Annotated in this window: 24 protein-coding genes and 1 tRNA gene; 14 read left to right on the top strand and 11 right to left on the bottom strand. The window is 59.2% G+C overall.

Annotated features, from left to right (window positions below; genetic code table 11):
• Nucleotides 1-18: 18 nt before the first annotated feature.
• Entirely contained in the window at nucleotides 19-1,341 is a 1,323-nt protein-coding gene (locus JS46_RS14080) for a PAS domain-containing methyl-accepting chemotaxis protein (RefSeq protein ID WP_033752373.1), read from the bottom strand.
• 194 nt (nucleotides 1,342-1,535) lie between these two features.
• Between JS46_RS14080 and JS46_RS14075 the strand changes: the two genes are divergently transcribed.
• Nucleotides 1,536-1,611, top strand: a tRNA-Phe gene (locus JS46_RS14075).
• A gap of 229 nt (nucleotides 1,612-1,840) precedes the next feature.
• Here JS46_RS14075 and JS46_RS14070 read toward each other — a convergent pair.
• The 3 genes from JS46_RS14070 to JS46_RS14060 form a co-directional block, all read right to left on the bottom strand.
• A complete protein-coding gene (locus tag JS46_RS14070) occupies nucleotides 1,841-2,977 on the bottom strand; it encodes an MFS transporter (protein ID WP_033752371.1) in 1,137 nt (378 codons plus the stop codon).
• Nucleotides 2,974-3,498: a TetR/AcrR family transcriptional regulator gene (locus JS46_RS14065; protein ID WP_033752369.1), complete on the bottom strand. Its 525-nt coding sequence runs from the start codon at nucleotides 3,496-3,498 to the stop codon at nucleotides 2,974-2,976. Before JS46_RS14065 ends, JS46_RS14070 begins: the two co-directional genes overlap by 4 nt.
• 72 nt (nucleotides 3,499-3,570) lie before the next feature.
• Nucleotides 3,571-4,356, bottom strand: a complete 786-nt coding sequence (locus tag JS46_RS14060) for an MBL fold metallo-hydrolase (protein ID WP_033752560.1) — start codon at nucleotides 4,354-4,356, stop codon at nucleotides 3,571-3,573.
• Nucleotides 4,357-4,594: 238 nt separating this feature from the next.
• On the opposite strand from JS46_RS14060, the gene JS46_RS14055 reads away from it, so the two are divergent.
• Nucleotides 4,595-5,539: a sensor domain-containing diguanylate cyclase gene (locus tag JS46_RS14055; protein ID WP_033752366.1), complete on the top strand. Its 945-nt coding sequence runs from the start codon at nucleotides 4,595-4,597 to the stop codon at nucleotides 5,537-5,539.
• A gap of 17 nt (nucleotides 5,540-5,556) precedes the next feature.
• On the opposite strand, the gene JS46_RS14050 is transcribed toward JS46_RS14055, so the two are convergent.
• Nucleotides 5,557-6,114, bottom strand: a complete 558-nt coding sequence (locus tag JS46_RS14050) for an antibiotic biosynthesis monooxygenase (RefSeq protein WP_033752364.1) — start codon at nucleotides 6,112-6,114, stop codon at nucleotides 5,557-5,559.
• A gap of 132 nt (nucleotides 6,115-6,246) precedes the next feature.
• On the opposite strand from JS46_RS14050, the gene JS46_RS14045 reads away from it, so the two are divergent.
• The gene (locus tag JS46_RS14045; protein ID WP_033752361.1) at nucleotides 6,247-7,155 is read left to right on the top strand and encodes a LysR substrate-binding domain-containing protein; all 909 of its coding nucleotides are present in this window, start codon (nucleotides 6,247-6,249) and stop codon (nucleotides 7,153-7,155) included.
• A 37-nt stretch (nucleotides 7,156-7,192) separates the two neighbouring features.
• On the opposite strand, the gene JS46_RS14040 is transcribed toward JS46_RS14045, so the two are convergent.
• The gene (locus tag JS46_RS14040) at nucleotides 7,193-8,782 is read right to left on the bottom strand and encodes an MFS transporter (RefSeq protein WP_033752358.1); all 1,590 of its coding nucleotides are present in this window, start codon (nucleotides 8,780-8,782) and stop codon (nucleotides 7,193-7,195) included.
• 238 nt (nucleotides 8,783-9,020) lie between these two features.
• Here JS46_RS14040 and JS46_RS14035 point away from each other — a divergent pair, with 238 nt between their 5' ends.
• Both JS46_RS14035 and JS46_RS23450 read left to right on the top strand, forming a co-directional pair.
• A complete protein-coding gene (locus JS46_RS14035; protein WP_033752356.1) occupies nucleotides 9,021-9,842 on the top strand; it encodes an alpha/beta fold hydrolase in 822 nt (273 codons plus the stop codon).
• Between the two features lie 599 nt (nucleotides 9,843-10,441).
• On the top strand, nucleotides 10,442-10,606 hold the full coding sequence (locus tag JS46_RS23450; protein WP_071997459.1) for a general stress protein: 165 nt from the start codon (nucleotides 10,442-10,444) through the stop codon (nucleotides 10,604-10,606).
• 832 nt (nucleotides 10,607-11,438) lie between these two features.
• Here the strand turns inward: JS46_RS23450 and JS46_RS14030 are convergent.
• The 4 genes from JS46_RS14030 to JS46_RS14015 all read right to left on the bottom strand — a co-directional run bounded on the left by JS46_RS14030 (nucleotide 11,439) and on the right by JS46_RS14015 (nucleotide 16,710).
• Entirely contained in the window at nucleotides 11,439-12,392 is a 954-nt protein-coding gene (locus tag JS46_RS14030; RefSeq protein ID WP_033752354.1) for an aliphatic sulfonate ABC transporter substrate-binding protein, read from the bottom strand.
• 103 nt (nucleotides 12,393-12,495) lie between these two features.
• Nucleotides 12,496-14,154, bottom strand: coding sequence for an alpha,alpha-trehalase (locus JS46_RS14025; RefSeq protein ID WP_033752351.1), 1,659 nt, complete (start codon nucleotides 14,152-14,154; stop codon nucleotides 12,496-12,498).
• Nucleotides 14,155-14,536: 382 nt separating this feature from the next.
• On the bottom strand, nucleotides 14,537-15,637 hold the full coding sequence (locus JS46_RS14020) for an NADH:flavin oxidoreductase/NADH oxidase (protein WP_033752348.1): 1,101 nt from the start codon (nucleotides 15,635-15,637) through the stop codon (nucleotides 14,537-14,539).
• 218 nt (nucleotides 15,638-15,855) lie between these two features.
• The gene (locus tag JS46_RS14015; protein ID WP_033752346.1) at nucleotides 15,856-16,710 is read right to left on the bottom strand and encodes an SDR family oxidoreductase; all 855 of its coding nucleotides are present in this window, start codon (nucleotides 16,708-16,710) and stop codon (nucleotides 15,856-15,858) included.
• A gap of 103 nt (nucleotides 16,711-16,813) precedes the next feature.
• Between JS46_RS14015 and JS46_RS14010 the strand changes: the two genes are divergently transcribed.
• The 8 genes from JS46_RS14010 to JS46_RS13980 all read left to right on the top strand — a co-directional run bounded on the left by JS46_RS14010 (nucleotide 16,814) and on the right by JS46_RS13980 (nucleotide 23,780).
• Nucleotides 16,814-17,185 carry a helix-turn-helix domain-containing protein gene (locus JS46_RS14010; RefSeq protein WP_033752343.1) on the top strand — a complete coding sequence of 124 codons (372 nt, stop codon included), beginning with the start codon at nucleotides 16,814-16,816 and terminating at the stop codon, nucleotides 17,183-17,185.
• Between the two features lie 658 nt (nucleotides 17,186-17,843).
• Nucleotides 17,844-19,268 carry a cytochrome ubiquinol oxidase subunit I gene (locus JS46_RS14005; protein ID WP_033752340.1) on the top strand — a complete coding sequence of 475 codons (1,425 nt, stop codon included), beginning with the start codon at nucleotides 17,844-17,846 and terminating at the stop codon, nucleotides 19,266-19,268.
• Nucleotide 19,269: 1 nt separating this feature from the next.
• Complete coding sequence (gene cydB, locus JS46_RS14000) at nucleotides 19,270-20,274, top strand: cytochrome d ubiquinol oxidase subunit II (RefSeq protein ID WP_033752337.1); 1,005 nt, start codon at nucleotides 19,270-19,272, stop codon at nucleotides 20,272-20,274.
• Nucleotide 20,275: 1 nt separating this feature from the next.
• A complete protein-coding gene (locus JS46_RS23445; protein ID WP_065426289.1) occupies nucleotides 20,276-20,443 on the top strand; it encodes a DUF2474 domain-containing protein in 168 nt (55 codons plus the stop codon).
• Between the two features lie 441 nt (nucleotides 20,444-20,884).
• Complete coding sequence (locus JS46_RS13995) at nucleotides 20,885-21,751, top strand: helix-turn-helix domain-containing protein (RefSeq protein ID WP_033752335.1); 867 nt, start codon at nucleotides 20,885-20,887, stop codon at nucleotides 21,749-21,751.
• A 185-nt stretch (nucleotides 21,752-21,936) separates the two neighbouring features.
• The gene (locus tag JS46_RS13990) at nucleotides 21,937-22,140 is read left to right on the top strand and encodes a hypothetical protein (protein ID WP_033752333.1); all 204 of its coding nucleotides are present in this window, start codon (nucleotides 21,937-21,939) and stop codon (nucleotides 22,138-22,140) included.
• Between the two features lie 230 nt (nucleotides 22,141-22,370).
• Nucleotides 22,371-23,162 (top strand): siderophore-interacting protein, encoded by a 792-nt coding sequence (locus tag JS46_RS13985; RefSeq protein WP_033752331.1) that lies wholly within the window; start codon nucleotides 22,371-22,373, stop codon nucleotides 23,160-23,162.
• Between the two features lie 81 nt (nucleotides 23,163-23,243).
• Nucleotides 23,244-23,780 (top strand): PadR family transcriptional regulator, encoded by a 537-nt coding sequence (locus JS46_RS13980; protein ID WP_033752328.1) that lies wholly within the window; start codon nucleotides 23,244-23,246, stop codon nucleotides 23,778-23,780.
• 10 nt (nucleotides 23,781-23,790) lie between these two features.
• On the opposite strand, the gene JS46_RS13975 is transcribed toward JS46_RS13980, so the two are convergent.
• Nucleotides 23,791-24,078, bottom strand: coding sequence for a SelT/SelW/SelH family protein (locus JS46_RS13975; protein WP_033752326.1), 288 nt, complete (start codon nucleotides 24,076-24,078; stop codon nucleotides 23,791-23,793).
• 237 nt (nucleotides 24,079-24,315) lie between these two features.
• On the opposite strand from JS46_RS13975, the gene JS46_RS13970 reads away from it, so the two are divergent.
• Nucleotides 24,316-26,667, top strand: coding sequence for a TonB-dependent receptor domain-containing protein (locus JS46_RS13970; RefSeq protein ID WP_033752323.1), 2,352 nt, complete (start codon nucleotides 24,316-24,318; stop codon nucleotides 26,665-26,667).
• Nucleotides 26,668-26,707 lie beyond the last annotated feature (40 nt).

Here is a 26,707-nt window from a genome sequence, read left to right as displayed (position 1 = left end):
CAGGGCCGGCCTTGCGGGCTACTCCTGGCTCAAGGTCTGGGTAACGTGGCTGATGGCGCGCACCACCTCCGACGAACTGTCGCGCAGCTCGCCGATCACGCCGCCCGCCTGCTGAGCCAGCACCACGCCGTGATCGGCGCGCTGCATATTGGAGGCGATGCCTTTCAGCGCTTTGGACGCCAGCAGATGATTCTGCCGCACCCGATTTTCAATCTCGCTGGTGGCCTGATTGATATTGGCCGCCAGCGTGCGCACCTCATTGGCCACCACGGCGAAGCTGCGGCCGTGCGTGCCGGCGCGCGCCGCCTCGACCGCGGCGTTAAGCGCGATCAGGTTGGTCTGATCGGCGATGCGGCGGATGCTGGCGACAATGGCGCCGATGCGGTCGGAGGAGTCGCTGAGATCGGCGATATCGTCAGAGATGCCGTGCAGCTCGCCCGCCAGTGCGTTAATGGTCTGCACGCTCTCTTCAATTACGCTGGCGCCGTGGCGGGTGCTCTCGCGGGTCTGTAAAGCCGTCTGGTAGGCCTGCTGCGCCGCGTCTCGCTCCTGCTGATTTTTCTCTACCTGCGCCGTCACGTCGGTGGCGAACTTCACCACTTTATAGAGCTTGCCTTCACCATCGAACATCGGATTATAGGTGGCGCGCAGCCAGATAGTGCGACCCTGTTTATTTACCCGCTGAAACTGACCGGAGATAAACTCGCCGCGGTTGAGCTTTTCCCAGAACGCTTTGTATTCGGCGCTCTGACGCAGCGCTTCGGAGCAGAAGCGGCTGTGCGGCAGGCCGATCACCTCGTCGGCGCGGTAGCCCATGGTTTTAAGGAAGTTGGCATTCGCCTTCAGCACTTCGCCTTTGAGGTTAAAAGCGATAACCGCCATCGACCGCTCAATGGCGGTGGTCATGGCGCGCTGCTCCTGGGCGTCGACGATACGCGCGGTGATGTCGGTCGCCAGCTTGACGATTTTCACCACGCGGCCATTGCGATCCTGCACCGGCACATAGTTGGCCTCCAGCCAGACCGGACGGCTGTGTTTCGCCAGGCGCAGAAATTTGTCGCTAAAGCTTTCGCCGCGCTTCAGGCGCAGCCAGAAGTCGCGATAGAGCGACGACTGCGCAAAGTCGGCGGTGCAAAACAGACTGTGATGCTGACCGACGATCTCGCTCAGCGCATAGCCCATGCGGTCGAGAAACAACGGGTTAGCGTTAAGGATGATGCCGTCAGGCGTAAACTCGATCATCGCGATAGCGTCGTTGAGCGAGTTGAGCGTCGCCGAAGGGCGCGTTTGTTTTTGCCACGCAAGGCGTGACAGCAGACCTGATGAAATAGTGGAGAACATAGTGCACCTTATTATGGGTATGTAGTGTCGCTATCGTTATCGGCCAGGGCGGCGAAAAAGTAAGCGCGGTGCGGCGCGACTGCGCTTTTTTTTACCAGACGGTCTGTTGGTTGCTATAAAACGCAGCAGTCAGCAGGCAATTTAGTGAAAAGCGTTTGACGCTGTGAGGCCATTAAGGTTTAATGCGCCCCGTTGCCCGAATAGCTCAGTCGGTAGAGCAGGGGATTGAAAATCCCCGTGTCCCTGGTTCGATTCCGGGTTCGGGCACCACAAATTAAAGAACCCAGCCTTATGGCTGGGTTTTTGCTTTTGTGCGGAACCCGTCATCGAACAGGTTCGATGACCTCGCCGCGTCCTGCGGCTCGCCCTGCGGGTTTGCCGCGCAGGCGCGACAAAGCAAAAATGCTCCCGGCATTTTTGTCCGGGTTCGGGCACCACAAATTAAAGAACCCAGCCTTATGGCTGGGTTTTTGCTTTTGTGCGGAACCCGTTACCCCACTTAACGCTTACGCGCGCCCGGCAGCACCGCCGTCATCGCCAGCGCCAGCGCGGCAAATCCCAGCAGCGCCGTGCCTGCGCTCAGACCAGCATAAACCGCGCCGAACAGCGCTGATCCCGCGACCTGACCGGCCGCCAGCATAAAGAACGCTACGCCGACGCCTGACGCCGGCGCAGCGGGCGTGGCGGCCGCGCCATACACCAGCAGCACGCCGGAAAGCGTCACGTAGCCCGCGCCGCCCAGCGCCACGGCGGGAAACAGCCACCATGAAAAGCCCTGCAGACTCGCCAGCAGCAGCAGCGGCAGCGCCATGCAGAGCAGCGACAGCCGATAGATCTGTCCCAGGTTGAGGGCGCGCCGCGCCGCGCCGGTCAGCGCGCCCGCAATGCCGGCGCCGCCGCCGATCAGCCACAGCAGGCTGCTGGTGCGCGCGTCGAGATGCAGATGATTACGCAGAATATCAGGGCCGAAGCTCCACCAGGCCGCGCTGGCGGATCCAGTGATAAAAGCGACGATCGCCAACCGGAGCAGCGATCGCTGCCGCATCAGATCGCGCCAGCCCGCGCGATCTTTCTGCCCGGCGCGCGGATCCGCAGGCAGATAGCGCCGCGCCGGCAGCAAACAGAGCAGCGCCAGCAGCGCAAAGGCGACGCAGGCGGCGCGCCAGCCGCCGGGCAACAGCAGCAGCACCGGTACGGAAAGCATAATGCCCGCGCTGGTGCCGGCGTTGATGGCGGTATTGGCGGAATCCTGCTGCGCAGGCGGCAGTGCCTCGCCCACCGCGCTGGCGATGGCGGGCGAGGCGACGCCCGCGCTCAGTCCGGCGATAAACAGCCCGGCGGCGAGCATCAGCGGCGAAAAGGCGCAGGCGAGCAGCAGCAGTCCGCCTGCGGCGCAGAGCGCGGCAAGGCAGGCCGAGGCTCTGGCGCCGAAACGCGCCACCAGCCAGGGCGCGGCGGCGGTAGAAAGGCAATAGGAGATATAGCTGCAGGCGGTAACGATGCCGGCGAGATGGACGCTGAACGGGATCTCTTTCATCACTGCCGGCATCATCAGGCCCCATGCGAAACGCGCCATGCCGTAGGTGACGGCAATCAGCGAAAAGCCGGTCACGCCCAGCGCAAGAGCGGATCTCATGGCTGCTCCTCGCGCGGCAGCATCAGCCGCGCGGCGGCGTCGCCCGCATGCTTCGCCGCGTCCGCGCCGAGCATCAGCGCCGAGATCACCGCGCCCTCAAACAGCATCCACACCGCGTTCGCCAGGCGCTCATCCGCCACGCAGTCGCCGATATAGCGGCGCAGCGCATAGCGATAGTCGAGCGCGTGCGCCGCCAGCATCGCGTCTTTCTCCGCATACTCGCCCCAGGCCTTGATAAAAAAGCAGCCCTGCGCGCCATACTGCTCTGTCCATTCCCCTAGCGTCTCAAACAGCTGCCGCAGCGCCTGCGGATGCTGCGCAGGCAGCAGATCGCCGAAAAAGCGCGCCCGGCGCGCCGCCATCACGCTGATGGTCAGCGCCTCGCGCGAGGGGAAGTGGTGATAGAGCGTGCGCGTCGAGACGCCCGCTGCCCGGCAAATCTGGTCGGTGCTGGTGGCATGAAAGCCGTTGTTGTAGAACAGCCTTTCGGCCGCCTGCAAAATATCGTCGCGTTTGTTCATCTTTTAAAAGTAAACCGATCGTTTTACTTTTGCGTAATGGCGGCGGCGATTTATTTTTCCGACAGGGCCAGATTACGTCAGGCAGCGTAGATAACGCGCCCCGGATTGCATCACGATCTCTTTCGCCTGCTGCGCGACCTCCTGTCCTTCGAACGCGCCGTAAAGCCGCGAAAACGCCAGCGCGTCGCAGCGGCGCAGCATCTCGCTTACCGTCGCGGCGGAGAGCGGCAGCATATTGGGATAGCTCCACATAAAGGAGACCGCATCTTTGCCCGGCGCGACCTGAATGATATCGCCCGCCAGCATCACGCCGCCGTTGGCTTTCCAGTGCAGCACGCTGCCGCCGGCGAAATGACCGCCGAGGCGCACGATATCGACCTCGCTGTTGAGCGGCAGCGTCTCGCCCTGCCAGAAATGAATGGCGTCGCTGTCGCGCATCACCCATTGACGATCGTCGGCGTGCAGATAGATCGGCGCGTTAAATTCCTCCGCCCACGCCTGCATGGTGGTGTAGTAGTGCGGATGCGAGATAGCGATAGCCGAAAGTCCGCCGATCGCATGGATCAGCTGGACAGTGGCGGGATCGAGATTGGCGATGCAGTCCCAGAGAATATTGCCGCCGCCGCTGCGCAGCAGCAGCGCGCGCTGGCCAATGGCGAAGTTTGGCACGGTTTTAATGCTGAGCAGGCCCGGCTCAAGCTGCTGCCATTTGTTCTGATGGCTGCGGGTGAGCGCGGCAAAATCGGTCCATTGCTGTCCGGCGGCGGGCACCCACTGCCGTTCGTCTTCGCAGATTTTGCAGCGCTGTGGCGAAACCTCAGCGTAGGCGGTGCCGCAGGTGGCGCAAAGTCGCATGATTATCTTCTCCAGAATAAAGGTTACTCTGACTATAGCCGCTGACCACGCAGACGAACGATTGCCCGGCAAGTGGCCGATTTTGCGCGCGCTGCCGCTGACTATGCGGAAAGGCTGATTTAAACCGGATAAAATCTTGCGCTTAAGCCGATAAAGCGCGGCTGATCATGTTTCCAGCGCTTCTCTTTACAGAAATATCCGCACAGGCAAAATACATCTTATTTCTCAACGTCCGCGTGCCATGTCTGACGAAGCGCTGCGCCAGCAGATACAGATTTTGAAAAAGCATAATGCGCGACTCAAGCGTATAGCGCACGACGCCCGCAGCAAACTCGACGCGGCGCTGGACGGCACCGGCCTTTGCCTGTGGCAGCTGGATATTCCCTCGGGCAAGCTGGTGATCTTTAACCGGCGCTGGGGCGCGATGCTGGGCTATCAGCCGAAAGAGAGCAGGGCGCTGTTCTCCGAGTGGCAAGAGAGCCTGCATCCCGACGATGCCGCCGAGGTGCTGAAAGCCTTTTACGACCATATCGAAGGCAAGGCGCCTTATTATGAGGCGCTGCACCGGATGATCGCCAAAAACGGCGGCGTGGCCTGGGTGCTGGATCGCGGTCGCATCAGCGAATGGGATGAGCAGGGCAGGCCGCTAAAGGTCACCGGCACCCATATCGACATGACCAAAGAGAAGCAGTACGAATCTCAGCTGGCGATGCTGGCGAATCACGATCCCCTGACGCAGCTCGCTAATCGTCACGCCTTACGCAACGCCTTCAGCCAGATGCGCAGAGAGAACGCGCTCTGCGTCGCCTTTATCGATCTCGACGATTTCAAGCATGTGAACGACACTTTCGGCCATCGCAGCGGCGACCGCCTCCTGATCCAGCTCAGCCAGCGCCTGTGCGAGGCGTGCCCCGACTCGGTGCTGGCAGGGCGGCTGGGCGGCGACGAGTTTGTGCTGCTAATGCCGTACGGTCAGGATGATCCGCGGGTGGAGCAGGTAAGCCGCGCCTGTCTGCAGGCGGCGCTGATCCCGTTTGAGCTGGAGAACGGCACGGCGACTATCGGCGCCTCGATCGGCATCGTACAGGCGCAGCCGCAGGAGGGATTCAGCGCGGCGGTGAGCCGCGCCGACGAGGCGATGTATCGCATCAAGCGCAACGGGAAAAACGGCGTCGGGCTGGGCTGAACCGCCAGACTCCGGCGCTATCCTCGCGGCAGCAGCCAGTTTTTCAACCAGCGCGTCAGCAGCGGCATCCACAGCCAGACCACCAGCGCGACCACGGTCGCATCGCCTAAAAAATGTCCCCACAGCGTGCCGCGGCTGGCGGGCAGCAGCGCGGCCCAGAGCGGCGGGATCAGCAAGGTCGAGGGGAAAATCACGCCTAGCGTCAGCAGATACTGTTTCCACTTCGCCGGACGCGGCGTCGCCTTGCTGGCGGGCGTAAACCAGAACGCGGCGCCGGGGCGCACGTCGATATGCTCCGGCCCGGAGAGCAGCTGCGGCAGTTCGGCGATCAGCGTCTTGCGCGCCTCGGACTGGGTCCAGTTGAACAAGTTATCGAGACTGTCGAAGCGGATCAGCACGGTGTAGACGCTTTCGCCATGCACCGGACGCAGCACGTTCACCCCCAGATGGCCGGGAAACTGCGCCGCCTGCGGCATGATCTGTTCCAGCCACTGCTCGTAAGCCTGCTGTTTCTCCGCCTGAACGCTGTGGGTGATCACCAGCGTGACGTGACTGGCCTGATGCGAATGGTTCATATCGCCTCCCGGCGCGTTGAAAGTGATTTACAGCAGTGGCGCTGTTGGATACAAAAATACGAGATGAGAATCTTTATTGTTAGCGGAATGATTTTGGGTTGTTGTTCAACAAATTTTGGGGAGAACTGAGGAATGCGATTAAACCTCGAGGCGCTGCTGATTCTGGATGCGCTCGACCGTCACGGCACCTTCGCGGCGGCGGCTGCGCGGCTGTTTAAAACCGCGTCGGCGCTAAGCTATACGGTGCAGAAGATGGAAGGCGACATGAAGATCACGCTGCTCGATCGCTCAGGTCACCGCGCCACCTTCACCCCAACCGGACGGCTGATGCTGGAAAAAGGACGCGCGCTGCTGCGTGCCGTCAACGAACTGGAGCAGCAGGCGCGCTACGTCGAGAGCGGCTGGGAGAGCAACCTGACCATTAGCGTTGACGCCTCGGTGCCGTTTTCCCTGCTGTCGCCGCTGATTGACGAGTTCTATCAGCAGCATCCCCATACGCAGCTGCAGTTTCGTCAGGATGTGCTGGCGGGCTGCTGGGAGGCGCTGAGCTACGGCGAGGCGGATCTGGTGTTCGGCGCGGTGCAGGAGCCGGCGACGCGCAAAGATATCGGCTGCGTGGCGCTGGGCTGGCTCGACTATGTTTTTGCCGTCGCGCCGTCCCATCCGCTGGCGCAGATGCCGGAGCCGCTGCTGCGCGAGCAGATCCGCCAGTATCGCGCGGTTACGGTGCACGACTCCTCGCGCCACGGCGCCGGCGTGGATCTGCGCGTGCTGGACGAACAGAAAACGCTGAGCGTGCACGACTTTCATGCCAAGCTGCAGGCGCAGCTGGCGGGTCTGGGATGCGGCTATCTGCCGAGCTATCTCGCCGCGCCGCATCTGGCGGACGGCACGCTGGTGGCGCGCCAGCTCGACAGCGAAACGCGGCGCGATATGGCTTATATGGCATGGAATGAGAGCGCCAGCGGCAATGCGGCGCGCTGGTGGCGCGAAAGGCTGCAAAGCCTGGAGGGACTGCGCGACATCTACGCTGCGCCCTGAGCGAAAAGCGCGCGGCCGCCGCGCCGCGCGCCTGAAGCTAGAGTGAGATAAAGTGGTGCGCTTTCGGCGCGCCTTCGTCCTGATGGAACGCCAGCACCGTCGCCTGCAGCGCCGCGTCCGCTTTCGATACGCGCTGATGCTGACGCAGATGCTCCTGCCAGGATTCAACTAAAAACCACTCCTGAATCAACGCCGCGTCTTCCGTATGTGACATAACGCCCCAGGCGTAAGCGCCATCGCGACGACGCGCCAGCGCCAGCTTATTGATGGCCGCCAGGAAGGCGGGGCGATCCTCTTCCGCCACGCGGTAGTGGATCTGCACCATCACCGGACCGCGACGCGCGTCGATGCTTTGCGCCACCGCCGGTTCCTGCCAGTGCAGCGCGGGCTGCAGATCCGCCTCGCCCTGCGGCAGCGTTTTGCGACGCAGCAGCAGCGCGCTCAGCATCAGCGCCGCCGCCGCGACCACCAGCGTCGCCACCACGCCCGCCTGCTGCGCCACCAGACCCCACAGCAGGCTACCGCCCGCCAGCGCGCCGTTAAACACCATCAGATAGACCGCCAGCCCGCGGCCGCGCACCCAGTCCGGCAGCACCGCCTGGGCGACGCCGTTCAGCGTGGTCAGCGCCACGATCCAGCCGCTGCCGAGCACCAGCATCAGCAGCAGCGCCAGCCACTGCGGCGGCGTCAGCGCTAAGCCGAGCATCACCAGGCCGTTGATAGCGGCGGCGAGCAGCAGCAGCGCATCGGCGCTCATCCGGACGCGCAGGCGCGGCAGCAATAGCGCGCCGGCAATCGCGCCGATACCCACCGCGCCGAGCATCATGCCGTAAAAACCCGCCGTGCCCTGCAGCAGCTGGCGCGCCACCAGCGGCAGCAGCGCCCAGAGCGCGCTGGCGAAGATAAAGAACATCGCGGCGCGAAACAGCACGCGGTGCAGCTCGCGGCTCGCTTTGACGTAGCGCAGTCCGGCGCGAAAGGCGCCGAAGAAGTGCTCGTTCAGCGCATCCTGCGCTTTCGCCGGGCGCTTCCAGCACAGCAGGGCGGCGATAACGATAAAGTAGCTGGCGACATCCGCGCCGTAGGCCGCCATCGCGCCAAGGCTCGCCAGCAGCAGGCCGCCGGTGGCCGGACCGATGGCGCGCGCGATATTAATGCCGAGCGAGTTAAGCGCGACCGCGTTTTTCATCTCCTTGCGCGGCACCAGCTCCGGCACGATCGCCTGCCAGGCCGGCCCGAACAGCGCCGCGCCGATGCCGCCGACGAAGGTCAGCCCAATCAGCCACTCCGCCGTCAGCCAGTTGTTATGCGAGAGGATCAGCAGCGCGCCGCTGACGCTGGCCATCAGGATCTGAATGGCGATCAGCAGGCGGCGACGGTCAAAAATATCGGACAGCACGCCCGCCGGCAGCGCCAGCAAAAACACCGGCAGCGTGGCGGCGGTCTGCATCAGCGCCACCGCGGCGGGATTATCCGACAGTCCGGTAATCAGCCAGGAGCTGGCGACGTCGCGGATAAAACTGCCGGTATTGCCCAGCACCGAAGCGCTCCATATCAGGGCGAACATGGCGTAGCGAAAAGGGGAGAAGGCGCCGCCCGCAGGCGTGGGGGTCATATTCTGGCTCATCTTCAGTCTCCGGCCGCGGCGGTTAGCGCAGCGTCATTAAGTAGCGATAGCTGGAACATTACGGGCGCTCTGCCAGGCTTGATAGCGGAATATCTGCGGCAACTTATCCAGGATTTTTTCACAACGCCGGCCGCTAAAATTCTTTAACGACTTATTAAAATTTCTGCTTTAGGTTTTACGGTACGTCCAGGTTAGCTTGATTAGCGAGACACAACCTCACTGATAACGGAGACCCGATATGAGCACCTTCACGACGAAAGATGGCGTAAGCATTTACTTCAAAGATTACGGCAAAGGGCAGCCGGTTCTGTTCAGCCACGGCTGGCCGCTCGATGCTGATATGTGGGAGAGCCAGCTGGTTCACCTGGCCGAAAACGGCTACCGTGCGATTGCTTTCGACCGTCGTGGTTTTGGTCGTTCCGATCAGCCGTGGGAGGGTTACGACTACGATACCTTTGCCGAGGATATTCACGGCCTGATTGAACATCTGGGGCTGAACGACGTAACGCTGGTAGGCTTCTCTATGGGCGGCGGCGACGTGACGCGCTATATCGGCCGCTACGGCACGGAAAAAGTGAAAAGCCTGGTGCTGCTCGGCGCGGTCACGCCGATCTTCGGTCAAACCGCCGATCATCCGGAAGGACCGGAAAAAGCGGTGTTCGACGGCATTATCGACGGGCTGCGCAAAGATCGCGCGCAGTTTATCAAAGAGTTCGCCACGCCGTTTTATGGCATCAACGCCGGGCAGACCGTCTCTGACGGCGTGCTGACGCAGACGTTGAATATCGCGCTGCTGGCGTCGCTGAAAGGCACTCTCGACTGCGTTACCGCCTTCTCGCAAACCGATTTCCGCGGCGACGTGGCGAAAGTAGACGTGCCGACGCTGATCATTCACGGCAGCAACGACCAGATCGTGCCGTTCGAAGCAACCGGCAAGCTGGCGCACGAGCTGATCGCCGGATCGGAACTCAAGGTTTACGACAACGGCCCGCACGGTTTCGCCGTGACGCATCAGGAGCAGCTCAATCAGGATCTGCTGGCGTTTTTACAGCAGCATTAATCGCATTTTCTGTAAATCTGACGCTAAACGCCCATGCGGGCGTTTTTTATTTGCGCTTCGCTTAACGCGCATGCGCCAAATAAGGTTCACAAAACCGCAGCCTCAATAAGCTGGAAGTCAGGTTGTTTATTGATCGTTTTTAATTCTTCAGCGCACAGAATGGCCTTTATACCGCTTCGCTTTATTTACCTTTTACGCCTCGCTTATTGAGTGAGGAATTATCCTATTTTTCTGTATAAAACGATCGTTTTATGATCAACCGCTTCGCTTAATTATGCCTGCCGCTCCCTCTTTCACGCTTCGCTTAAATAATGCTATTCCTCTTGAGAGAAGGTTAAATAGAGTTGTTTTGCGCCTTTATAAGGCTAAATAACAGGAAAGATCTGAGGTTTTTTACACGCTGATAACGGGAAAACATGATTTCCTCAAGAAATAGTTGGCACATTGATTTGTTTGTTATTGCCGACAACTTTTTGTTATTCGCTGGCAACCAATACTTGATCCATTATTTTTAAAAGCTACATTTAACCCTGCGCCATCGACGCTGATGAAGCGTAGGCTGTGATATTTTTATTATTAATCCTTAAGAGGAACACAGTATGTCTCAATATCGTGGTGGAGCCGGGAACTTTGCGGTGGATCGTGAGCGTGCAGCAGAAGCAGGTAGAAAAGGCGGCCAGAAGAGCGGCGGCAATTTCAAAAATAACCCTGAGCGCGCAATCGAAGCCGGGCGGAAAGGAGGTAAGATTAGCCGTCGTAGCTGAAATATCAGTAAGTTAGATGTATTGACTGTCAACATCTGACCGCGGGTGAGTCATCTTTTTTCTCTTTTAGTTCTCCTTGCGAAACACACCTGACAAGAGCATGTTCCTGTCTTTCTCTGAAAATCAGGATCGCCATAATTAAACCGGACTCGGTCTTTTCCCTGTCCGGTTTTTTTATTGTTTTTTGTAAAAAATGGCGCAGAAGAAAAGTTAAATTTCAGTTTTACATGGCGCAGCACAACTGATATCGATTATTGAAAAAACGCTTTAATTTATACAAGGATCTGCAGCTTGTACAATTATGCGCGAGAGAATGGCATTTAAATTTTGCAGCAGACAAAAAAGTAAATTTAGCTAACTCCTTGCTGTAAATGGAAAAATGCATTTTGCATGCCACTTTTGTTTAATAGCGGGTGAAATTTTTGTGAAATTGCACCCGGGCAAAGAACGCTTTTTTATCGCGGTTCGATGAAAGACCGCAGGCCTGGTGGAAACCATCCTCTTTACATTAAAAAAGGAATAACCGCAGCTGACAGCGGCCTGCCTGTACAGAGACGAGTCGTGGGTGCTTTGATTGCGTTGCGCCAGAGAAGCGTGCGCATCAACATCGTTCTGATTACAGCAGGTTAGCGCGAGGTAACGGATTGGGCGCCAGCGCCTTAAATATCGCTGGCGCGCAGTGAAAACAAATCTGGATAAGAACCAAAGAAACAGAGTTAATAAGACTTCTGTCAAAAGTCAGATATATCAGTCCGATTATTGAAAGTATGTACTTACTATTCATCGCAAGCGACGTGTGAAACAGGCTGGCTCGGCTGAGCCAGCGACAAGATCAGGGCGCTGCGGGCTGCCAGACGGCCGGCGCCTGCGCATCGATGCGCGTCGGCAGCAGCTTCGCATCGTAGAAGGCATCGGCGATGATCTGCTGCTCCGCCAGATCGCTTTTCTTCACCGGCTCAACCTGGTAGCTGCGCTGGGCATTCGCCTTCTCAATCGTCGCCGCGGGCAGTTTGCCCCACAGCGGCGAAAGCAGCGCCGCCGCCTGGGCAGGATTCGCTTTCAGCCAGGCGGCTTCCTGCTTCAGCGCGCGATAGACGCTGTTCAGCACCTGCGGATGCGCGCTGGCGTAGGGCGTCGACGCAAGGTAGTAGCGCTGATAGTTCGCCAGCCCGCTGCCGCTGGCGAGCACGCGCGCGTGCTGTTCAACCTGCGCGCTGGTAACGTAGGGCTCCCAGGTGACCCGGGCGGCGACGCTGCCGTTTTCCAGCGCCGCGCGTCCGTCAGCGGGCGTCAGCCAGGCGGGCGAAACGTCGCTGAAGCTCAGCCCGGCTTTCTTAAGGGCGGCAATCAGCAGATAGTGGCTGCCCGCCGCTTTGGTCACGGCGATCTTTTTCCCTTTTAAGTCCTGTAATGTTTTTATCGGCGAATCGGCAGGCACCAGAATCGCCTGCGCCGCCGGCGACGGGGTTTCACGCGCATAGTAGGTGAGGTTCGCGCCCGCCGCCTGGGCGAACAGCGGCACGGTGTCGGCGACATCGGCCGAAAGATCGACGTTATTGAGATTGAGCGCCTCCAGCAGCGGCAGTCCGCTGGAGAATTCATGCCAGCTTACCTTTACGCCCTGCGCCGCCAGGGCTTTGTCGAGATCGCCGCGCTGCTTGATCAGCGTCAGCAGCGTAGAGGATTTCTGATAGCCGATGCGAAGGGTTTCATCTGCGTGCGTAGAGAACGAGAAAAGGGCGGTGAGCAACAGCGCACCGCCCAGTAACGGACTAAAGGGTTTCATGGGCGTTCCTGTCAGAGGGTTATCATCAGGCTGATGATAAAAGCGCGTCAGGGACGCGCTAAACGCCTTTTTTGCATAAGCTTTGCGCCAGCGCGGAAATGCGCTAGTTGACCATCAGATGGCCATACATCGCCATCAGGCGACGCGTGACGCCGTTGGTCCAGCCGAAGCCGTCCTGCAGCGGATATTCGCCGCCGCCGCCGGGACGGGCGCGATCGCCGCTGATGTCATATTTCTCTACCAGCTTATGGTGCAGCTGATAGAAATTGTTCACCGTAGTAAGCCAGTTGACCGCGATCTCCGTCGCCAGCGTCTCTTCACCGTACTGGTTGAGTCCAATAATCGCCATCCACTGCAGCGGCGCCCAGCCGTTGGGTTTGTCCCACTGCTCGCCGCTTTCAACCATTGAAGCGACCAGACCGCCGCTGGTAAGCAGCAGCTGACGCAGCGCGATAGCCTGCAGGTGCGCCTGTTTCGGCGTGGCAAGGCCGACAAACAGCGGCACCACGGCGGCGGCGGTAAAGGCGCCGAAGCGCTCGCGGCGCCAGTCGTAGTCGCGATAGACGCCCGCCGTGCTGTCCCACAGGTAGCGGTTAATCGCACGTTTGCGCGCTTCCGCCTTCTTCTGCCACGCCAGCGCGGTCAGCTCTTCGCCTTTCGCATGGGAGAGCGTGGCGATCATCAGCTCCAGCTTGTAGAGAAACGCGTTCAAATCGATCGGAATGAACTGCGTGGTGCGAATGCTGGCCAGCCGTTTGGGATCGCGCAGCCAGCGGGAAGAGTAGTCCCAGCCGGATGCCGCGCCCGCGCGCAGATCGCGGTACACTTCGCTCGCCGGTCGGCTGGAATGACGCGCCGTCTCGACATCTTCAATCCAAGACTCGTCACGCGGCGTATCGCGGTCGTCCCAGTAGCGGTTCAGCAGCGAGCCGTCAGCCATACGCACCACGTGGCGGTAGGCCTGACGCGGCATCAGCGCGCCCGCGCCGTCCATCCAGAACTGATACTCTTTCATCAGCTGGTCGAGATAGCGTTTCGCGCCGCGCACGCCATCTTCTTCAAACAGCTCGACCATCAGCGCGAAGACCGGCGGCTGTGAGCGGCTCAGGTAGTAGGTGCGGTTGCCGTTGGGAATATGGCCGTAGTTGTCGATCAGCCACGCGAAATTGTCCGCCATATGGCGCAGCAAATCGTCGCGTCCACTCTCCGCCAGGCCAAGCATGGTGAAGTAGGAGTCCCAGTAGTAAGTCTCGCCGAAGCGGCCGCCGGGCACCACGTAAGGTTTCGGCAGCGGCAGCAGAGAAGAATGCGGCAAATGCTGCTGCGGCATTTTGGTTAACACCGGCCACAGCGCATCGATATGCTCGTTCAGCGTTTTATCTGGATTCGAAACGTAAAAACTTTCGTTTATCGCCGGTAAATAAAAATGGTCCGCCACAAAGCGCGCCAGATCGAAATCGCGGCTGCGTTTCTGACGACGATAACGCATTAAAACGTCCAGCGGATCGTATTTAGGCGAGCAGTCGGGAAAGGTTTTGCTGTCTTCGAAGATGCGCGACATCTGCACATGCTCGAACAGCTCCATGTAGCGATCGGCAGGCGTGAGCGCGTCTGGCGCCGGTAAGCCTTCAATCAGCTCCGGTTCCGGCTCGGAATCCTGCATACGATCAAGCTTGAGCTCGTGGGGATCGTATTGATACTCAACTTCCGCCCCTTTGCGAACCTCATCGAATGCGTTGAGTTGCTGGCGATAAGTATTAATAGCGGCCTCCTGGAGTCTGAGGGTTTCATAAAAGAAAAATTATAGACTTATGGCAGGCCCAAACAACAATGCAGAATATCTATGAACGTAATAAAAATTGTCTATCAATGGGTTATTTAGCGGAATTGCTCTGGTTATCAAGTAAATAACGCGCTGCGCTTAAAACATCTATTTAGGAGTAATCTTTCAAGAACAGAAATAAATCGCGGAGAGTTGAAAAAAAGCGGCAAAAATTGACAAAATCCGACGTTGCCGTTGCGCTGTGGGTTGAGCAATTTGTGGCATTTTTGCGCAGTTAACGGCGGTGCCCTCAAGCGAGGGCACCAGGATTAGCGAGAAATTGTCTGCCCCAGTAAACAGGCGGCGTCGCTTGTCGCAAGCTTTACTCGCTTACGCGATAGCGCTCCAGCCAGTGCGCATATGGCGCAGGCAGCACCCATGACGGCTGCGGCTTGTCGAGCGCTAGCGCCGCCTGATAAGGCCAGTGCGGGTTCTTCAGGTGTGCGCGGCCTACCATCACCAGATCAAGCTGGCCTTTCTCGACGGTGGCGTTGGCGATCTGCGGCGCATCAATGCCCCACGCAGAAGCGACGGCGATATCCGCTTCGCGGCGAATGCGCTCGGCAATCGGCGCAAGGAAAGCGGGCGTGCCCCAAGGAATATTGGCGTCCGGCGTGGAGAAGCCGACGCTGACGCTCAGCAGATCCAGACCGTTGGCGCGCCAGTAGCGCGTCAGGTCGATGGCTTCAGCCAGCGTCTCTTCGTCGCGGCCGTCATACTCCAGCACGCCGAAGCGCGCGGTCAGCGGCAGGTTTTCCGGCCAGACTTCGCGCACCGCGTCGAAAGTTTCGCGCAGGAAGCGGCTGCGGCCCGCGGCGTCGCCGCCGTATTGGTCGGTGCGCTGGTTGGCGTGCACCGAGAAAAAGCTCTGCGCCAGATAGCCGTGCGCGAAGTGCAGCTCCAGCCACTCATAGCCTGCCTCGCGCGCGCGGATAGCCGCCTGCACGAAGTCGTTGCGCACGCGCGCGATATCGTCGAGCGTCATGGCGCGCGGCACCTGCGGCAGATTGTTGCCGAAGGCGACAGCGGAAGGCGAAATCGTCTCCCAGCCGCGTCCGTCGTCAGCCGCGATATGGTCGTCGCCTTCCCAGGGTTTATTGGCGCTCGCTTTACGGCCGGCATGGCCGATCTGAATGCCCGGCACGGCGCCCGCCGCTTTGATCGCCTGCGCGACCTGCGCCAGCCCTTCGGCCTGCGCGTCATTCCATAAGCCCAGACAGCCGGGGGTGATGCGGCCTTCCGGCGAAACGGCGGTCGCTTCGACAATCACCAGGCTCGCGCCGCCGCGCGCCAGCGCCGCGTAGTGCACGCGATGCCAGTCGTTGATCAGGCCCTGCTCGGCGCTGTACTGGCACATAGGCGGCACCGCGATGCGGTTGCGCAGCGTCACGTCTTTCAGACGAAATTCAGAAAACAGAGACATAGCACCCTCTTGGTCATGTGGTATTTCAGCCGCAGGTATTCCCGTCTGAGCGCACCGCCGAAGTGCCACAGGCGATGTCGAAGAGGGGAATATCAGAACCGATTCGCCGTGCAATGTACCCTGAGACTTCTCCCGCAGCCTACGCTCCCTGTGCTGCGTCAGAGACGCGACGCGGACGGACTCGAGCGTCGAACCCGCGGCGCGCTCCGGTTTTCGCCTTATTTCGCCAGCGTCGCCTTAATGACCTCCTGATAAGGCGTGGTGGCGCGACCGATCAGTTTGCTCAGGCTGCGCGAGTCGTCGAACAGGCCGCCCTGCGACGCGCCCTTGTCGGAATCCGCCAGCATCTCCGCCAGGCCGTCCGGCAGACCGGCGCCTTTTAGCGCGGCGGCGAATTCAGCTTCTGAAAGATTAACGTAATCCACTTTTTCGCCGGACTGGCGTGCAATCTCTGTGGCGAATTCCGCCAGCGTATAGCTGTCGTCGCCCGCCAGCTCATAGACTTTGCCTGCCTGATCGTCGCGGCTGATTACCTCTGCCGCTGCTTCGGCATAGTCGCGACGCGCGGCGGAAGCGATACGGCCTCCACCGGCCGCGCCGATAAAGGCGTGATGCGTCAGCGCAGGCGCAATGCTGGCCGCATAGTTCTCGGTGTACCAGCCGTTGCGCAGCAGCGCGTAAGGAATGCCCGACGCCTGAAGCTGCGCCTCGGTGGCGCGGTGTTCTACGCCAAGGCCGAGCGGCGAGCTATCGGCATGCAGCAGGCTGGTATAGGCAATAAATTTCACATTCGCGGATTTGGCCGCATTGATGATCGCCTGATGCTGGGCTTCGCGCTGACCCACTTCGCTGCCGGAGATCAGCAGCAGCTTGTCCACGCCGGAAAAGGCTGACATCAGGGTATCCGGCTGGCTGTAGTCCGCCTTACGCACCGTCACGCCTTTCGCCGCCAGGTCTGCGGCTTTTTCCGGCGAGCGCACGGCGGCGACGATCTGCTCTGCCGGCACTTTTTTCAGCAGGGCTTCAATAACCAGACGGCCTAACTGGCCGGTTGCGCCTGTCACTGCAATCATTTTCTCTCTCCTTTGCGTTTGTCGTTGTCGAAAGCAAGAGTAGGATATAAGCTAACTTTTCGTAAGTACTTACAACTTTGTTAGTTTAGAGAAAAGAGATTAAATGTCTGAAAAGATAAGTGAAAAATTTAGCCGCGGCGAACTGCTCAACGTCAACTGCCCGTCGCGCGAGGTGCTTAAGCGCGTTACCAGCCGCTGGAGCGTGCTGATTTTTCTCGCGCTGCGTAATGACACGCTGCGCTTTAGCGAACTGCGCCGCGCGGTCGGCGGCGTCAGCGAGCGCATGCTGGCGCAGACGCTGCGCCATATGGAAGAAGACGGCTTCGTCGAGCGCATCGCCTATAACGTCGTGCCGCCGCACGTAGAATATCGCCTGACGCCGCTCGGCCGCGAGCTGGAAGGGCAGGTGGTCGGCCTGGCGGACTGGCTGGAACTCAACGTGGACAGGATTCTGGCGCAGCGGGAAAAAGCCTGACGGCGCGCTCCCGTACGGCCACGCGCGAGCAGGCGATGGGGCGCGGGCAATATTCGTCCTGAATAAAAAGCGGCGCTGATTCATTTATTCCCGCTGCGCAACCTCTGATTGTTATTAACAACTTTATTTCATGTTTGCGCAGCGGGTTAATTAAGCGTGACGGAAATAGCGATAATGGCCAGAGGTGATAAGTCACGTTTTTTAAACGTAACGCCTTAAAAAGAATTCTTAATGGCCTAAATGCCTAATTTACTTTCATTAAGCGCCGCGCCGAACCGCAAAATTGACCGCTTTTCAGCTGTGGGTATAGATAAAATAACATGCCTAAACAGGGCGTTGCGCCAGGAAAGAGGCGCCGCGCCGCCTGGGTTCTCCTCCGCTGTAATCACGCAACAATAAATAACAAAGATGTCACATTGATGCCTCTGAATTAACCTAAAGTATCGCGTTAAAATAGGTAATTGCGGACAAAAACAATGACCAAAATCAAAAAACGCTGTTATAGTTTTTGCATCCCAGACTGTTTCTGTTTGTCAGGCGCGAGTTCTTATAAATTCGCGTCAGCAATTGGCTTAAGCGCAGCGTAAATATTAACGCTGTGCTTTAGTTGTTAACTATAAGTAAATATATGGTGTTATATGTGGCAACGAGGTAAGCAATGTTCGGATTAGACGCCTTTCACCTGGCCAGGATACAGTTCGCGTTTACTGTCTCCTTTCATATCCTTTTTCCCGCCATTACCATCGGTCTCGCCAGCTTTCTGGCCGTGCTCGAAGGGATGTGGCTGAAAAGTCGTAACGAAACCTATCGCGATCTCTATCACTTCTGGTCCAAAGTCTTCGCCGTTAACTTTGGTATGGGCGTGGTCTCGGGTCTGGTGATGGCCTATCAGTTCGGTACCAACTGGAGCGGCTTCTCGCAGTTCGCGGGCAGTATTACCGGTCCGTTGCTCACCTATGAAGTCCTGACCGCCTTCTTCCTTGAAGCGGGCTTCCTCGGCGTGATGCTGTTCGGCTGGAACCGCGTCGGTCCGGGTCTGCACTTTTTCGCGACCTGTATGGTGGCGCTGGGCACCCTGATCTCCACCTTCTGGATCCTCGCCTCTAACAGCTGGATGCATACGCCGCAGGGCTACCTGATCCAGAACGGAATTGTGGTGCCGGAGGACTGGTTTAAAATCATCTTCAACCCGTCGTTCCCCTATCGCCTGTTCCATATGTCGGTGGCGGCGTTCCTCGCCAGCGCCTTCTTTGTCGGCGCCTCCGGCGCATGGCATCTGCTGCGCGGCAACGACAATCCGGCGATCCGCAAGATGTTCTCGATGGCGCTGTGGATGGCGCTGATCGTCGCGCCGATTCAGGCGATGATCGGCGATGCGCACGGTCTGAATACCCTTGAGCATCAGCCGGCGAAAATCGCCGCGATTGAAGGCCACTGGGAGAACCCGCCGGGCGAAGCGACGCCGCTGATCCTGTTCGGTATTCCGGATATGGATGAAGAGCGCACCAAGTATGCGGTGGAAATTCCTTATCTTGGCAGTTTGATTCTGACCCACAGCCTCGATAAGCAGGTGCCGGCGCTGAAGACCTTCCCGAAAGAGGATCGTCCTAACTCGCTGATTATCTTCTGGTCGTTCCGCGTGATGGTGGCGATGGGGCTGCTGATGATTACGCTCGGCGTGGTCAGCCTGTGGCTGCGCTATAAAGGCCGTCTCTATCAGTCGCGTCCGTTCCTGTGGTTTGCTTTGCTGATGGGGCCGTCTGGCCTGATCGCGCTGCTGGCAGGCTGGTTCACCACGGAAATCGGCCGTCAGCCGTGGGTGGTTTACGGCGTACAGCGCACTATCGACGCGGTTTCCGGTCATGGCGATCTGCATATGAGCATCAGCCTGCTGGCCTTTATCGTGGTTTACTCCGCGGTGTTTGGCGTAGGTTACGTCTATATGGTGCGCTTGATTAAGAAAGGCCCGCTTACCGGCGAAGGTAAGGATGTGCGTCACGGCGGTCCAGGCCACGGCAAGACCCCGGCTCGTCCGCTCTCTGCGGCCCATGAAAGTCTGAACGATCCGCAGGAGGGAAAATAAAATGATCGATTTTTCCATTATCTGGTTCGCGATTATTGTTTTCGCCACCCTGATGTATATCGTCATGGACGGTTTCGATCTCGGTATCGGCCTGCTGTTTCCCTTTAACAAGGACGCGGTCGAGCGCGACATGATGGTGAATACCGTCGCGCCGGTCTGGGACGGCAACGAGACCTGGCTGGTGCTGGGCGGCGCGGGCCTGTATGGCGCCTTCCCGCTGGCCTATTCAGTGATTGCCGATGCGCTCTCTATTCCGCTGACGGCGATGCTGATCGGTCTGATCTTCCGCGGCGTCGCCTTCGAGTTCCGCTTTAAGGCGACCGAGACGCACCGTGCATTCTGGGACAAGTCGTTCGTTGCAGGTTCCGTGCTTGCGACTTTTAGCCAGGGCGTGGCGGTCGGCGCGATGCTCGACGGCATTAAGGTGACGGGCCGTCACTTCAGCGGCTCGGCGATGGACTGGCTGGCGCCGTTCCCGCTGTTCTGCGGCGTGGGTCTGGTTATCGCCTATGCGCTGCTGGGCTGTACCTGGCTGATTATGAAAACCGAGAACGAGCTGCATCGTAAGATGTCCGCGCTGGCGACGCCGCTGGTGATCGCGCTGCTGGTGGTTGTCGGCATTATCAGTCTCTGGACGCCGTTCAGCCATGACGCCATCGCGCAGCGCTGGTTTACCCGTCCAAACCTTTACTGGTTCCTGCCGGTTCCGGTGCTGGTGCTGCTCTGCTCGTGGGGCATTGTGCGCGCCATTAAGCGCGAGGCGCACTATTCGCCGTTCCTGCTGACGCTGGCGCTGATTTTCCTCGGCTTCTCTGGCCTGGGCATTAGCGTATGGCCGAATATTATTCCGCCTTCGGTGACTATCTGGCAGGCGGCGTCGCCGGCGATTAGCCAGGCCTTTATGCTGGTGGGCAGTTTGTTGATTATTCCGATGATCCTGGGCTACACCTTCTGGAGCTACTACGTGTTCCGCGGGAAAGTCAAAGCAGACGAAGGATACCATTGATATGCGAACCGAGGTCGGCAGCGTGAAAAACCACAAGGAACCCAAAGCCCCGTTGTGGAAACGCATTCTGTGGCTGGTGGTGATCTATGGAGCAAGCGTGCTGGCGCTCGGCGTCGTGGCCACGCTGTTCCGGATGATGATGACAGCGGCAGGGATGCGCAGCCACTAGTGGTTTCTGGTTGATGATGAAGGCTGGCTCTGCCAGCCTTTTTTTATGCTGGTGTGAATGTCGGAGTGGATGCGGATGGCATGGACCGAAGAGCATCCGGGGTTTTAGCCTTGTAAAAACCGCACAGATATTGAAACGCGGATGGCATGGACCGAAGAGCAAAGCGTCCCGCGACAGGGATGTCGCGGGACGAGCGAGCAGGGATGCGTAAAGCGACTTTGCGATCGGGCCATGCCATCCGCGTCTGCACCAGCACCGCACCATCATCCATAATAAGCAGGCCGACTTTGCCAGCCTTTTCTGTTCGGTTTTCTGGCTAAACATTAAGTGCCTTTTACCCGCGCTTTGCTTACGCTTCCTTTACCCTTCCTTACATGCGGAAGGCATTTTTGTTATGATTATGTGACTAATCTCGCAATACTTTCTACGATCCGCATCGAAATGCTCAGCCTGAACGTTAAAAAACAGTACATCAGCGATCTGGTGGACTGGATTGAGGCGAATCTGACCGACGATCTTAATATCGATCTGATTACCCTGAAATCCGGCTACTCCAAATGGCACATGCAGCGCATGTTCAAAGAGATGACCGGCCAGACGCTGGCGGCCTATACGCGCAAGCGTCGTCTCACCATGTCCGCTATGGCGCTGCGCCTGACCCGCATGCCGCTGATCGACATCGCGGTGCGTTTTGGCTTTGATAACCAGCAGAACTTCACCCGCGTCTTCAAAAGTCACTTCTCGCTTACGCCGGGCGCCTTCCGCCGCGTGCCTGACCTGCAGCTGCAAAGCTTTCATGGGCCTATCTCCGTATATGGCGAAATGCTGCAGGCGCAGCTGGTGGAGCGCGATGAACTGCAGCTGCGCGGCGAACTGATCGAATGGGAGTGCAAATTCGGCGACTACGTGCGCGACCATGCGCAAACTGTCGCGCAACAGGCGCGCCACTTCGTGCAGCTGGCCGCGCCCCATGTCGAGCGCGGCTGGCTCGGCTTTCAGTACGGCCCGGGCAGCTCGGCGGCGGAGCAGCAGCATATCAGCCTGTTCCAGGCGCTGGAGAGCCAGCACGCCGACATTCTGGGATCGCAAATCGTCAACTGGACCTCGGCGCGCGGCCTCTACGCCACCTTTCCCTGGCAGGGCGCGCCCGAGCAGCTGACGCGCTTTATCGCCGATCTCTACTACGTGCATCTGCCCGCGCTGGGCGTCGCGCGCCGACAGGGCAAAGATCTGCTGCGACTGGATATGAAAGCCTCGACGCCGGATGCGCTGGTGGGGCTCTTCTCGATACCGGTCGCCCAGAGCTGAAAACGGCTTTTCGTGCGGTGAAATGTGATAAACCGCACGATTTTATAAAATAGATGCGCTTTCTGGCGTAAAATTCCTGCCTTAACCCGGAAGCTATGCGGATATCGTGCATTTGGCCTGCCGGACTGGATATTCATCTGCCTTTCAGGTTCATTCCGAACCAGACAGTTAAAACGACGACAATCATGAAACTTTCTACGCTGTTCCTTGCTACGGCGCTTGCTGCGTTGCCGCTTTTCGCCAGCGCCCAGATGGCTGAACCCTTTACGCCGCCTGCCGGCCTGCACCCGCATGCCCAGCCGACCCAGCACGAAATCCTGGGCGACAATGCGCTGCCGCAGCAGTCGCAAAAACAGTTCAGCTCAGACGTGTTAAACGACAACGTCTGATTGCCACGCGCGCTCATTCGGCGCGCGCCTTCGCTTTATCCCTTCTTTTACCGCTGTGCAGGCGTTTGCCCGCGCAGGTTTTCGGCTGCGCGAAAACAGCACAATCCATCCTTGCGCGTAAGATATATCATGAGTAATCTGAGCGTCTCAAATGAGAATCATTTCTAAAATATCTCACGTAATGACGTTTGCAGCCGAAGGCGCTGGCCAGCTGCGTAACAGGAGAACTTATGCATTCCGACAACCGAGCCTCCCGCAGCCGCGCGCCGAAGCGCGTGCGCAACGAGCTGCGTTTCCGTCGCATCAGCGTCGCCAGCAAAACGCTCGTCGCCGGTGAATTCTGGCGCGTGGTGTTTCACGGCAGCGATCTGGCAGGCTTCGCTTCGCCAGGCTTTGACGACCATATCAAACTCTTTTTCCCGCAGGAGAGCGGCGCGGAGTTGCCGCTGCCGCAGATGACCGACGAAGGCGTGGTCTGGGCGGATGGCGCTCGTCCGCCGGCGCGCGACTACACGCCGCTCGCCTTTGACGGCGAATCATCGCTGACCATCGATTTCTATATTCATGAGGGCGGCGTCGCCAGCGGCTGGGCGCAGCAGGCGCAAGAGGGCGATCGGTTAATTATCGGCGGCCCGCGCGGCTCGCTGGTGGTGCCGACCGACTACGCGTTCCAGCTCTACGTTTGCGACGAAACCAGCCTGCCGGCCTTTAAGCGCCGCGTGGCAACTGCCGAGGCGCAGGAGATGCATCTGTTTGCCTGCGTGGATGAGGCGACTGGCCGCGACTACCTGCCGGATCTGGCCGGCGTGAATGTGCACTGGCTCGGCAGCGGCGCCGCGCAGTCGGGTAAGCTTGAGGCGCTAATTGCCGAGCTGGATAGCATCAGGCTGCCGCAGGAGGATTACTTTATCTGGCTGACCGGCGAAGGCGCGTTCGCGAAAGCGCTCGGCGACTACTTTGTCGAACGTCGCGGCCTGGATGCCGCCCAGGTGCGCGCCGTCGCTTACTGGCACGCCAGATAGACTGCCGCCGCCGCCCGTGTTGAATTTTGCCAGGCGGCGGACTACTATCATCCTCCCGTAAAAACTCCCTTCAGGCAGGCAATGAAACAGGATCCGGCTTTCTCGTGTCACCAGGATTCCGCTGCGCGCGGTGAATGCGGCGGTCGTCGCAAACGTCGTGAGAAGATGCTGGATGCCAGCGATATCCGCCTGTTAATGCTGCACTTCCTCGCGCAAAACGATGCGCACGGCTATGAGCTGATCAAGTCGATCGAAGAGCTTTCCAGAGGGGAATATTCACCCAGCCCCGGCATTATTTACCCCAACCTGACGCTGCTGGAAGAGATGGACGCTATCCGCGTGGTGGACGCGCAGGCGTCGCGCAAGGCCTATACGTTGAATGCGGCAGGGCGCGCGCGGCTGGCTGAACAGCAGGCGCATATCGCGCACCTTATCGAGCGTCTCTCGTCGCTGGCGGTGCTGGTTAACAACCGCAGCCTTCCCGACGTCGATCGGGCGATTCATCGCATACGCACCACGCTCAATAGCCGCCTGTCGCAGCAAGATATCTCGGCTGAAACGCTGGAAAAGGTGGTCGAAGCGCTGAATGCGGCGGCGGATAAAATCGCCGCCAGCTAACGCCGCTGCCTCAGGGCTTCTTCTTGTCTACATGACCCAGCGAACGCTCCGGGAAGCAGAGATCGCGCACGCGCTGCTTCAGCGCCGCCGCATCGGGAAAACCGCCGTCGCGCTTACGCTCCCAGAGCGTCTCGTTATCAAGGGTAATAACAAAAATGCCGCCGGTGCCCGGCTTAAGCGTCACCGCCGACAGGTCGTCCGCGAAGGTTTGCAGCAGCTCCTGCGCCATCCAGGCGGAGCGCAGCAGCCAGTTACACTGGGTGCAGTAGTGAATGGTGACGGACGGTTTCTCAGTCATAGGGTTTCCGTAGCGAAAAAAGAGAAGAGCGCACGGCGCAGCTTGGCAATTCGTGCGGTGTAAGATACATCTTACTCTAAAGCTAATTGATAATGATTACCACTTACATTACATTTCTGGCGAAATTATTCCTATAAAAATGACGTTTCTCTTTACGGTTTTATGTGCGAAGCCGAAATTTAGCTACTGACAGCAAGTAAGTGAGCAAATACTAACAATCAAAAGGTATTTGCGCTTATGTCTTTAATGTTTCAGGGATTGACCCAACAGCGGCTGTGTAAAATTGCGCTGCTCGCCTCATCTGTTCACGCCGCCTGCGGCTACGCCGCCAGCGATTCGCCTCTCATTGACACCGCCAGCAGCGATGCGGTGATGACCGTTACCGCGCCGAAACCCAAAGCGGGCAACAAAACCACCCTGACCGCAGCCGATCTGCAAAAGCGCGGCGCGAACGACTTCGGTTCCATCATGCGCTACGAGCCGCTGATCGCCGCCACCGGCTCGGCGGGCGGCTCCTCCTCGGGCAAAAGCGGCTTCGATCGCGCAGGCTACAGCGGCTACAACATTCGCGGGCTGGAGAGCAACCGCGTCGGACTTGACGTTGACGGCATTCCGCTGCCGGACGCCACCGGCCGCGCCTATGCCAGCCGCGCTGGCAACAATACTTTTGGCATCGGCCGCGGCGACTACATCGATCCCTATATGTTCGGCAGCATCGAGATTGAGAAGGGCGCGACCGCGGTCGATCAGCCCAACGCCTCGATTGGCGGCAACGTCTCGTTTCACAACAAAAGCGCCGACGACTACCTGAGCGGCAGCAAAAACACTTACTTCGGCTATCAGAGCAACTACAACTCCGCCGACCGCAGCTGGCACAACGGCATCACGGCGGCAGCGGGCGACGATGAGCTGCGCGGGCTGTTTGTTTACAGCCGTCGCGACGGCCAGGAGACGCAAAACAACAGCGGCGTGAAGCAGGCCTATCCGGCTAACTGGCACTCCGACGCCTTTATGACCTCCGGCATCTGGCAGCCGAACGACCAGCATAAGCTGAGCGCCACCTTCGACTACTACCACAAAACCAATCATACCCACTATGACGGCTGGGATACCTCCGGCAACACCGTCTGGGGCACCTCGCAGCAGCAGAGCGACACGCGCCGCTTCGGCGTCAGCCTGGCGGATGAGTGGACGCCCTACAACGATTTGCTCGATACGCTGACCACGCGCCTCTACTGGCAGAAAACCGAATCGCACGACAATACGTTTATGCCGGGCAGCGCCAGCGCGTATCAAAGGGTCTATTCGGATTACAACACCCGCAGCCTGGGCTTCGACACGCGCGCCAGCAAAATCGTCGGCCGCCATGAGCTAAGCGCCGGCGTCAACGCCCGCACGGAAAACAGCGAGCGTCCGTTCCGCCAGTCGCCCACGCCGAGTCAGTACAGCGTGATCATGCAGCCGCAGGCCGACAGCCGCAGCTACACTGTCGCCGGCTTTGTGCAGGATAAGATCAACTTCGACCTCGACAGCCACAGCTTCGCGCTGATCCCCGGCGTGCGCGTGATGTATCAGAACACCAAACCGCGCAACCTCGCCGATCTCGCCGCCGGCAGCAGCGTGCTGACCGACGCGCAGCTGGAAACGCTCTACGGATCCGGCAACAGCGATACCGAAGTGCTGCCATCGCTCACCCTGCAGTACGATCTCACCCCTGCGCTTATCACTTATTTGCAGTACAAGCGCGGCGTACAGTTCCCGACCGCCAGCCAGCTTTACGGCTCCTGGAACCTTGGATCCAGTTACGCAGGGCGCGCCCAGTACGCGCTGGTCGGCAATGCGGATCTCGACACGGAAACCAGCAACAACTTCGAGTGGGGCCTGAAAGGCGAGCCGGTGAAAGGCGTGACGGTAAACGCCTCGCTGTTCTACAACCAGTACAAAAACTTTATCGCCTACACGCGCTACACCCGCGCCGGCAACCCCGATAAGTTCGTCAACGTGCCGGGCAACATCTATACCACCTATCAGGCGGAGAACCGCGACAAGGCCTATATCTACGGCGCAGAGCTGGCGACCCGCATCAACTTCGGCAGCTGGTTCCAGCCGGTCGACGGGCTGAGCGCCACCTTTGCGCTGGGCTATAACGAAGGGAAATCGAAGTCGAACTACTCAGGCGACAAATATGTCGATCTCGACAGCGTCGCGCCGCTGAAGGCGATTGTCGGACTGGCGTGGGACGACGTGCAGCGCGGCTATGGCGCGGCCGTGACCGCGACCTTCGTGAAAGGCAAGCGCGCCACCGAGACCGGCCGCGAAAGCTACAGCAACAGCGGCGCGGCGCTCGCTGACGCCGCCGGCGAGTATATGCGCGTGCCGGGTTATGGCATGGTGGATGCAACGGCCTACTGGCAGGTGGCGAAAAACGTCCGGCTGAGCGGCGGCGTCTATAACCTGACCGACCGCAAATACTGGGACTACACCAGCAGCCGCGAGCTGACCAGCGACACGGCGCAGGATCGCAACGACGTGGCGCTGGCGGTGATGCCGGGCCGGACGTACCAGCTGGGCGTCAACGTCGATTTCTAATCACTGGAACGCCCTGCGCAGGCGCAGGGCGCATCTCTTA

The sequence above is a fragment of the Pantoea sp. NGS-ED-1003 genome (assembly GCF_000738765.1).
Lineage (GTDB): Bacteria > Pseudomonadota > Gammaproteobacteria > Enterobacterales > Enterobacteriaceae > Pantoea > Pantoea septica.
The sequence above is the reverse complement of the archived record's forward strand: the minus strand, read 5'-3'. Positions and strand labels throughout refer to the sequence as shown.

What these genes read in the sequence shown, in the direction of transcription:
- JS46_RS14080 (WP_033752373.1), bottom strand. Translation starts at nt 1,341, where the DNA reads ATGTTCTCCACTATTTCATCAGGTCTGCTGTCACGCCTTGCGTGGCAA.
- JS46_RS14070 (WP_033752371.1), bottom strand. Translation starts at nt 2,977, where the DNA reads ATGAGATCCGCTCTTGCGCTGGGCGTGACCGGCTTTTCGCTGATTGCC.
- JS46_RS14065 (WP_033752369.1), bottom strand. Translation starts at nt 3,498, where the DNA reads ATGAACAAACGCGACGATATTTTGCAGGCGGCCGAAAGGCTGTTCTAC.
- JS46_RS14055 (WP_033752366.1), top strand. Translation starts at nt 4,595, where the DNA reads ATGTCTGACGAAGCGCTGCGCCAGCAGATACAGATTTTGAAAAAGCAT.
- JS46_RS14050 (WP_033752364.1), bottom strand. Translation starts at nt 6,114, where the DNA reads ATGAACCATTCGCATCAGGCCAGTCACGTCACGCTGGTGATCACCCAC.
- JS46_RS14045 (WP_033752361.1), top strand. Translation starts at nt 6,247, where the DNA reads ATGCGATTAAACCTCGAGGCGCTGCTGATTCTGGATGCGCTCGACCGT.
- JS46_RS14040 (WP_033752358.1), bottom strand. Translation starts at nt 8,782, where the DNA reads ATGAGCCAGAATATGACCCCCACGCCTGCGGGCGGCGCCTTCTCCCCT.
- JS46_RS14035 (WP_033752356.1), top strand. Translation starts at nt 9,021, where the DNA reads ATGAGCACCTTCACGACGAAAGATGGCGTAAGCATTTACTTCAAAGAT.
- JS46_RS23450 (WP_071997459.1), top strand. Translation starts at nt 10,442, where the DNA reads ATGTCTCAATATCGTGGTGGAGCCGGGAACTTTGCGGTGGATCGTGAG.
- JS46_RS14030 (WP_033752354.1), bottom strand. Translation starts at nt 12,392, where the DNA reads ATGAAACCCTTTAGTCCGTTACTGGGCGGTGCGCTGTTGCTCACCGCC.
- JS46_RS14020 (WP_033752348.1), bottom strand. Translation starts at nt 15,637, where the DNA reads ATGTCTCTGTTTTCTGAATTTCGTCTGAAAGACGTGACGCTGCGCAAC.
- JS46_RS14015 (WP_033752346.1), bottom strand. Translation starts at nt 16,710, where the DNA reads ATGATTGCAGTGACAGGCGCAACCGGCCAGTTAGGCCGTCTGGTTATT.
- JS46_RS14010 (WP_033752343.1), top strand. Translation starts at nt 16,814, where the DNA reads ATGTCTGAAAAGATAAGTGAAAAATTTAGCCGCGGCGAACTGCTCAAC.
- JS46_RS14005 (WP_033752340.1), top strand. Translation starts at nt 17,844, where the DNA reads ATGTTCGGATTAGACGCCTTTCACCTGGCCAGGATACAGTTCGCGTTT.
- cydB (WP_033752337.1), top strand. Translation starts at nt 19,270, where the DNA reads ATGATCGATTTTTCCATTATCTGGTTCGCGATTATTGTTTTCGCCACC.
- JS46_RS23445 (WP_065426289.1), top strand. Translation starts at nt 20,276, where the DNA reads ATGCGAACCGAGGTCGGCAGCGTGAAAAACCACAAGGAACCCAAAGCC.
- JS46_RS13995 (WP_033752335.1), top strand. Translation starts at nt 20,885, where the DNA reads ATGCTCAGCCTGAACGTTAAAAAACAGTACATCAGCGATCTGGTGGAC.
- JS46_RS13990 (WP_033752333.1), top strand. Translation starts at nt 21,937, where the DNA reads ATGAAACTTTCTACGCTGTTCCTTGCTACGGCGCTTGCTGCGTTGCCG.
- JS46_RS13985 (WP_033752331.1), top strand. Translation starts at nt 22,371, where the DNA reads ATGCATTCCGACAACCGAGCCTCCCGCAGCCGCGCGCCGAAGCGCGTG.
- JS46_RS13980 (WP_033752328.1), top strand. Translation starts at nt 23,244, where the DNA reads ATGAAACAGGATCCGGCTTTCTCGTGTCACCAGGATTCCGCTGCGCGC.
- JS46_RS13975 (WP_033752326.1), bottom strand. Translation starts at nt 24,078, where the DNA reads ATGACTGAGAAACCGTCCGTCACCATTCACTACTGCACCCAGTGTAAC.
- JS46_RS13970 (WP_033752323.1), top strand. Translation starts at nt 24,316, where the DNA reads ATGTCTTTAATGTTTCAGGGATTGACCCAACAGCGGCTGTGTAAAATT.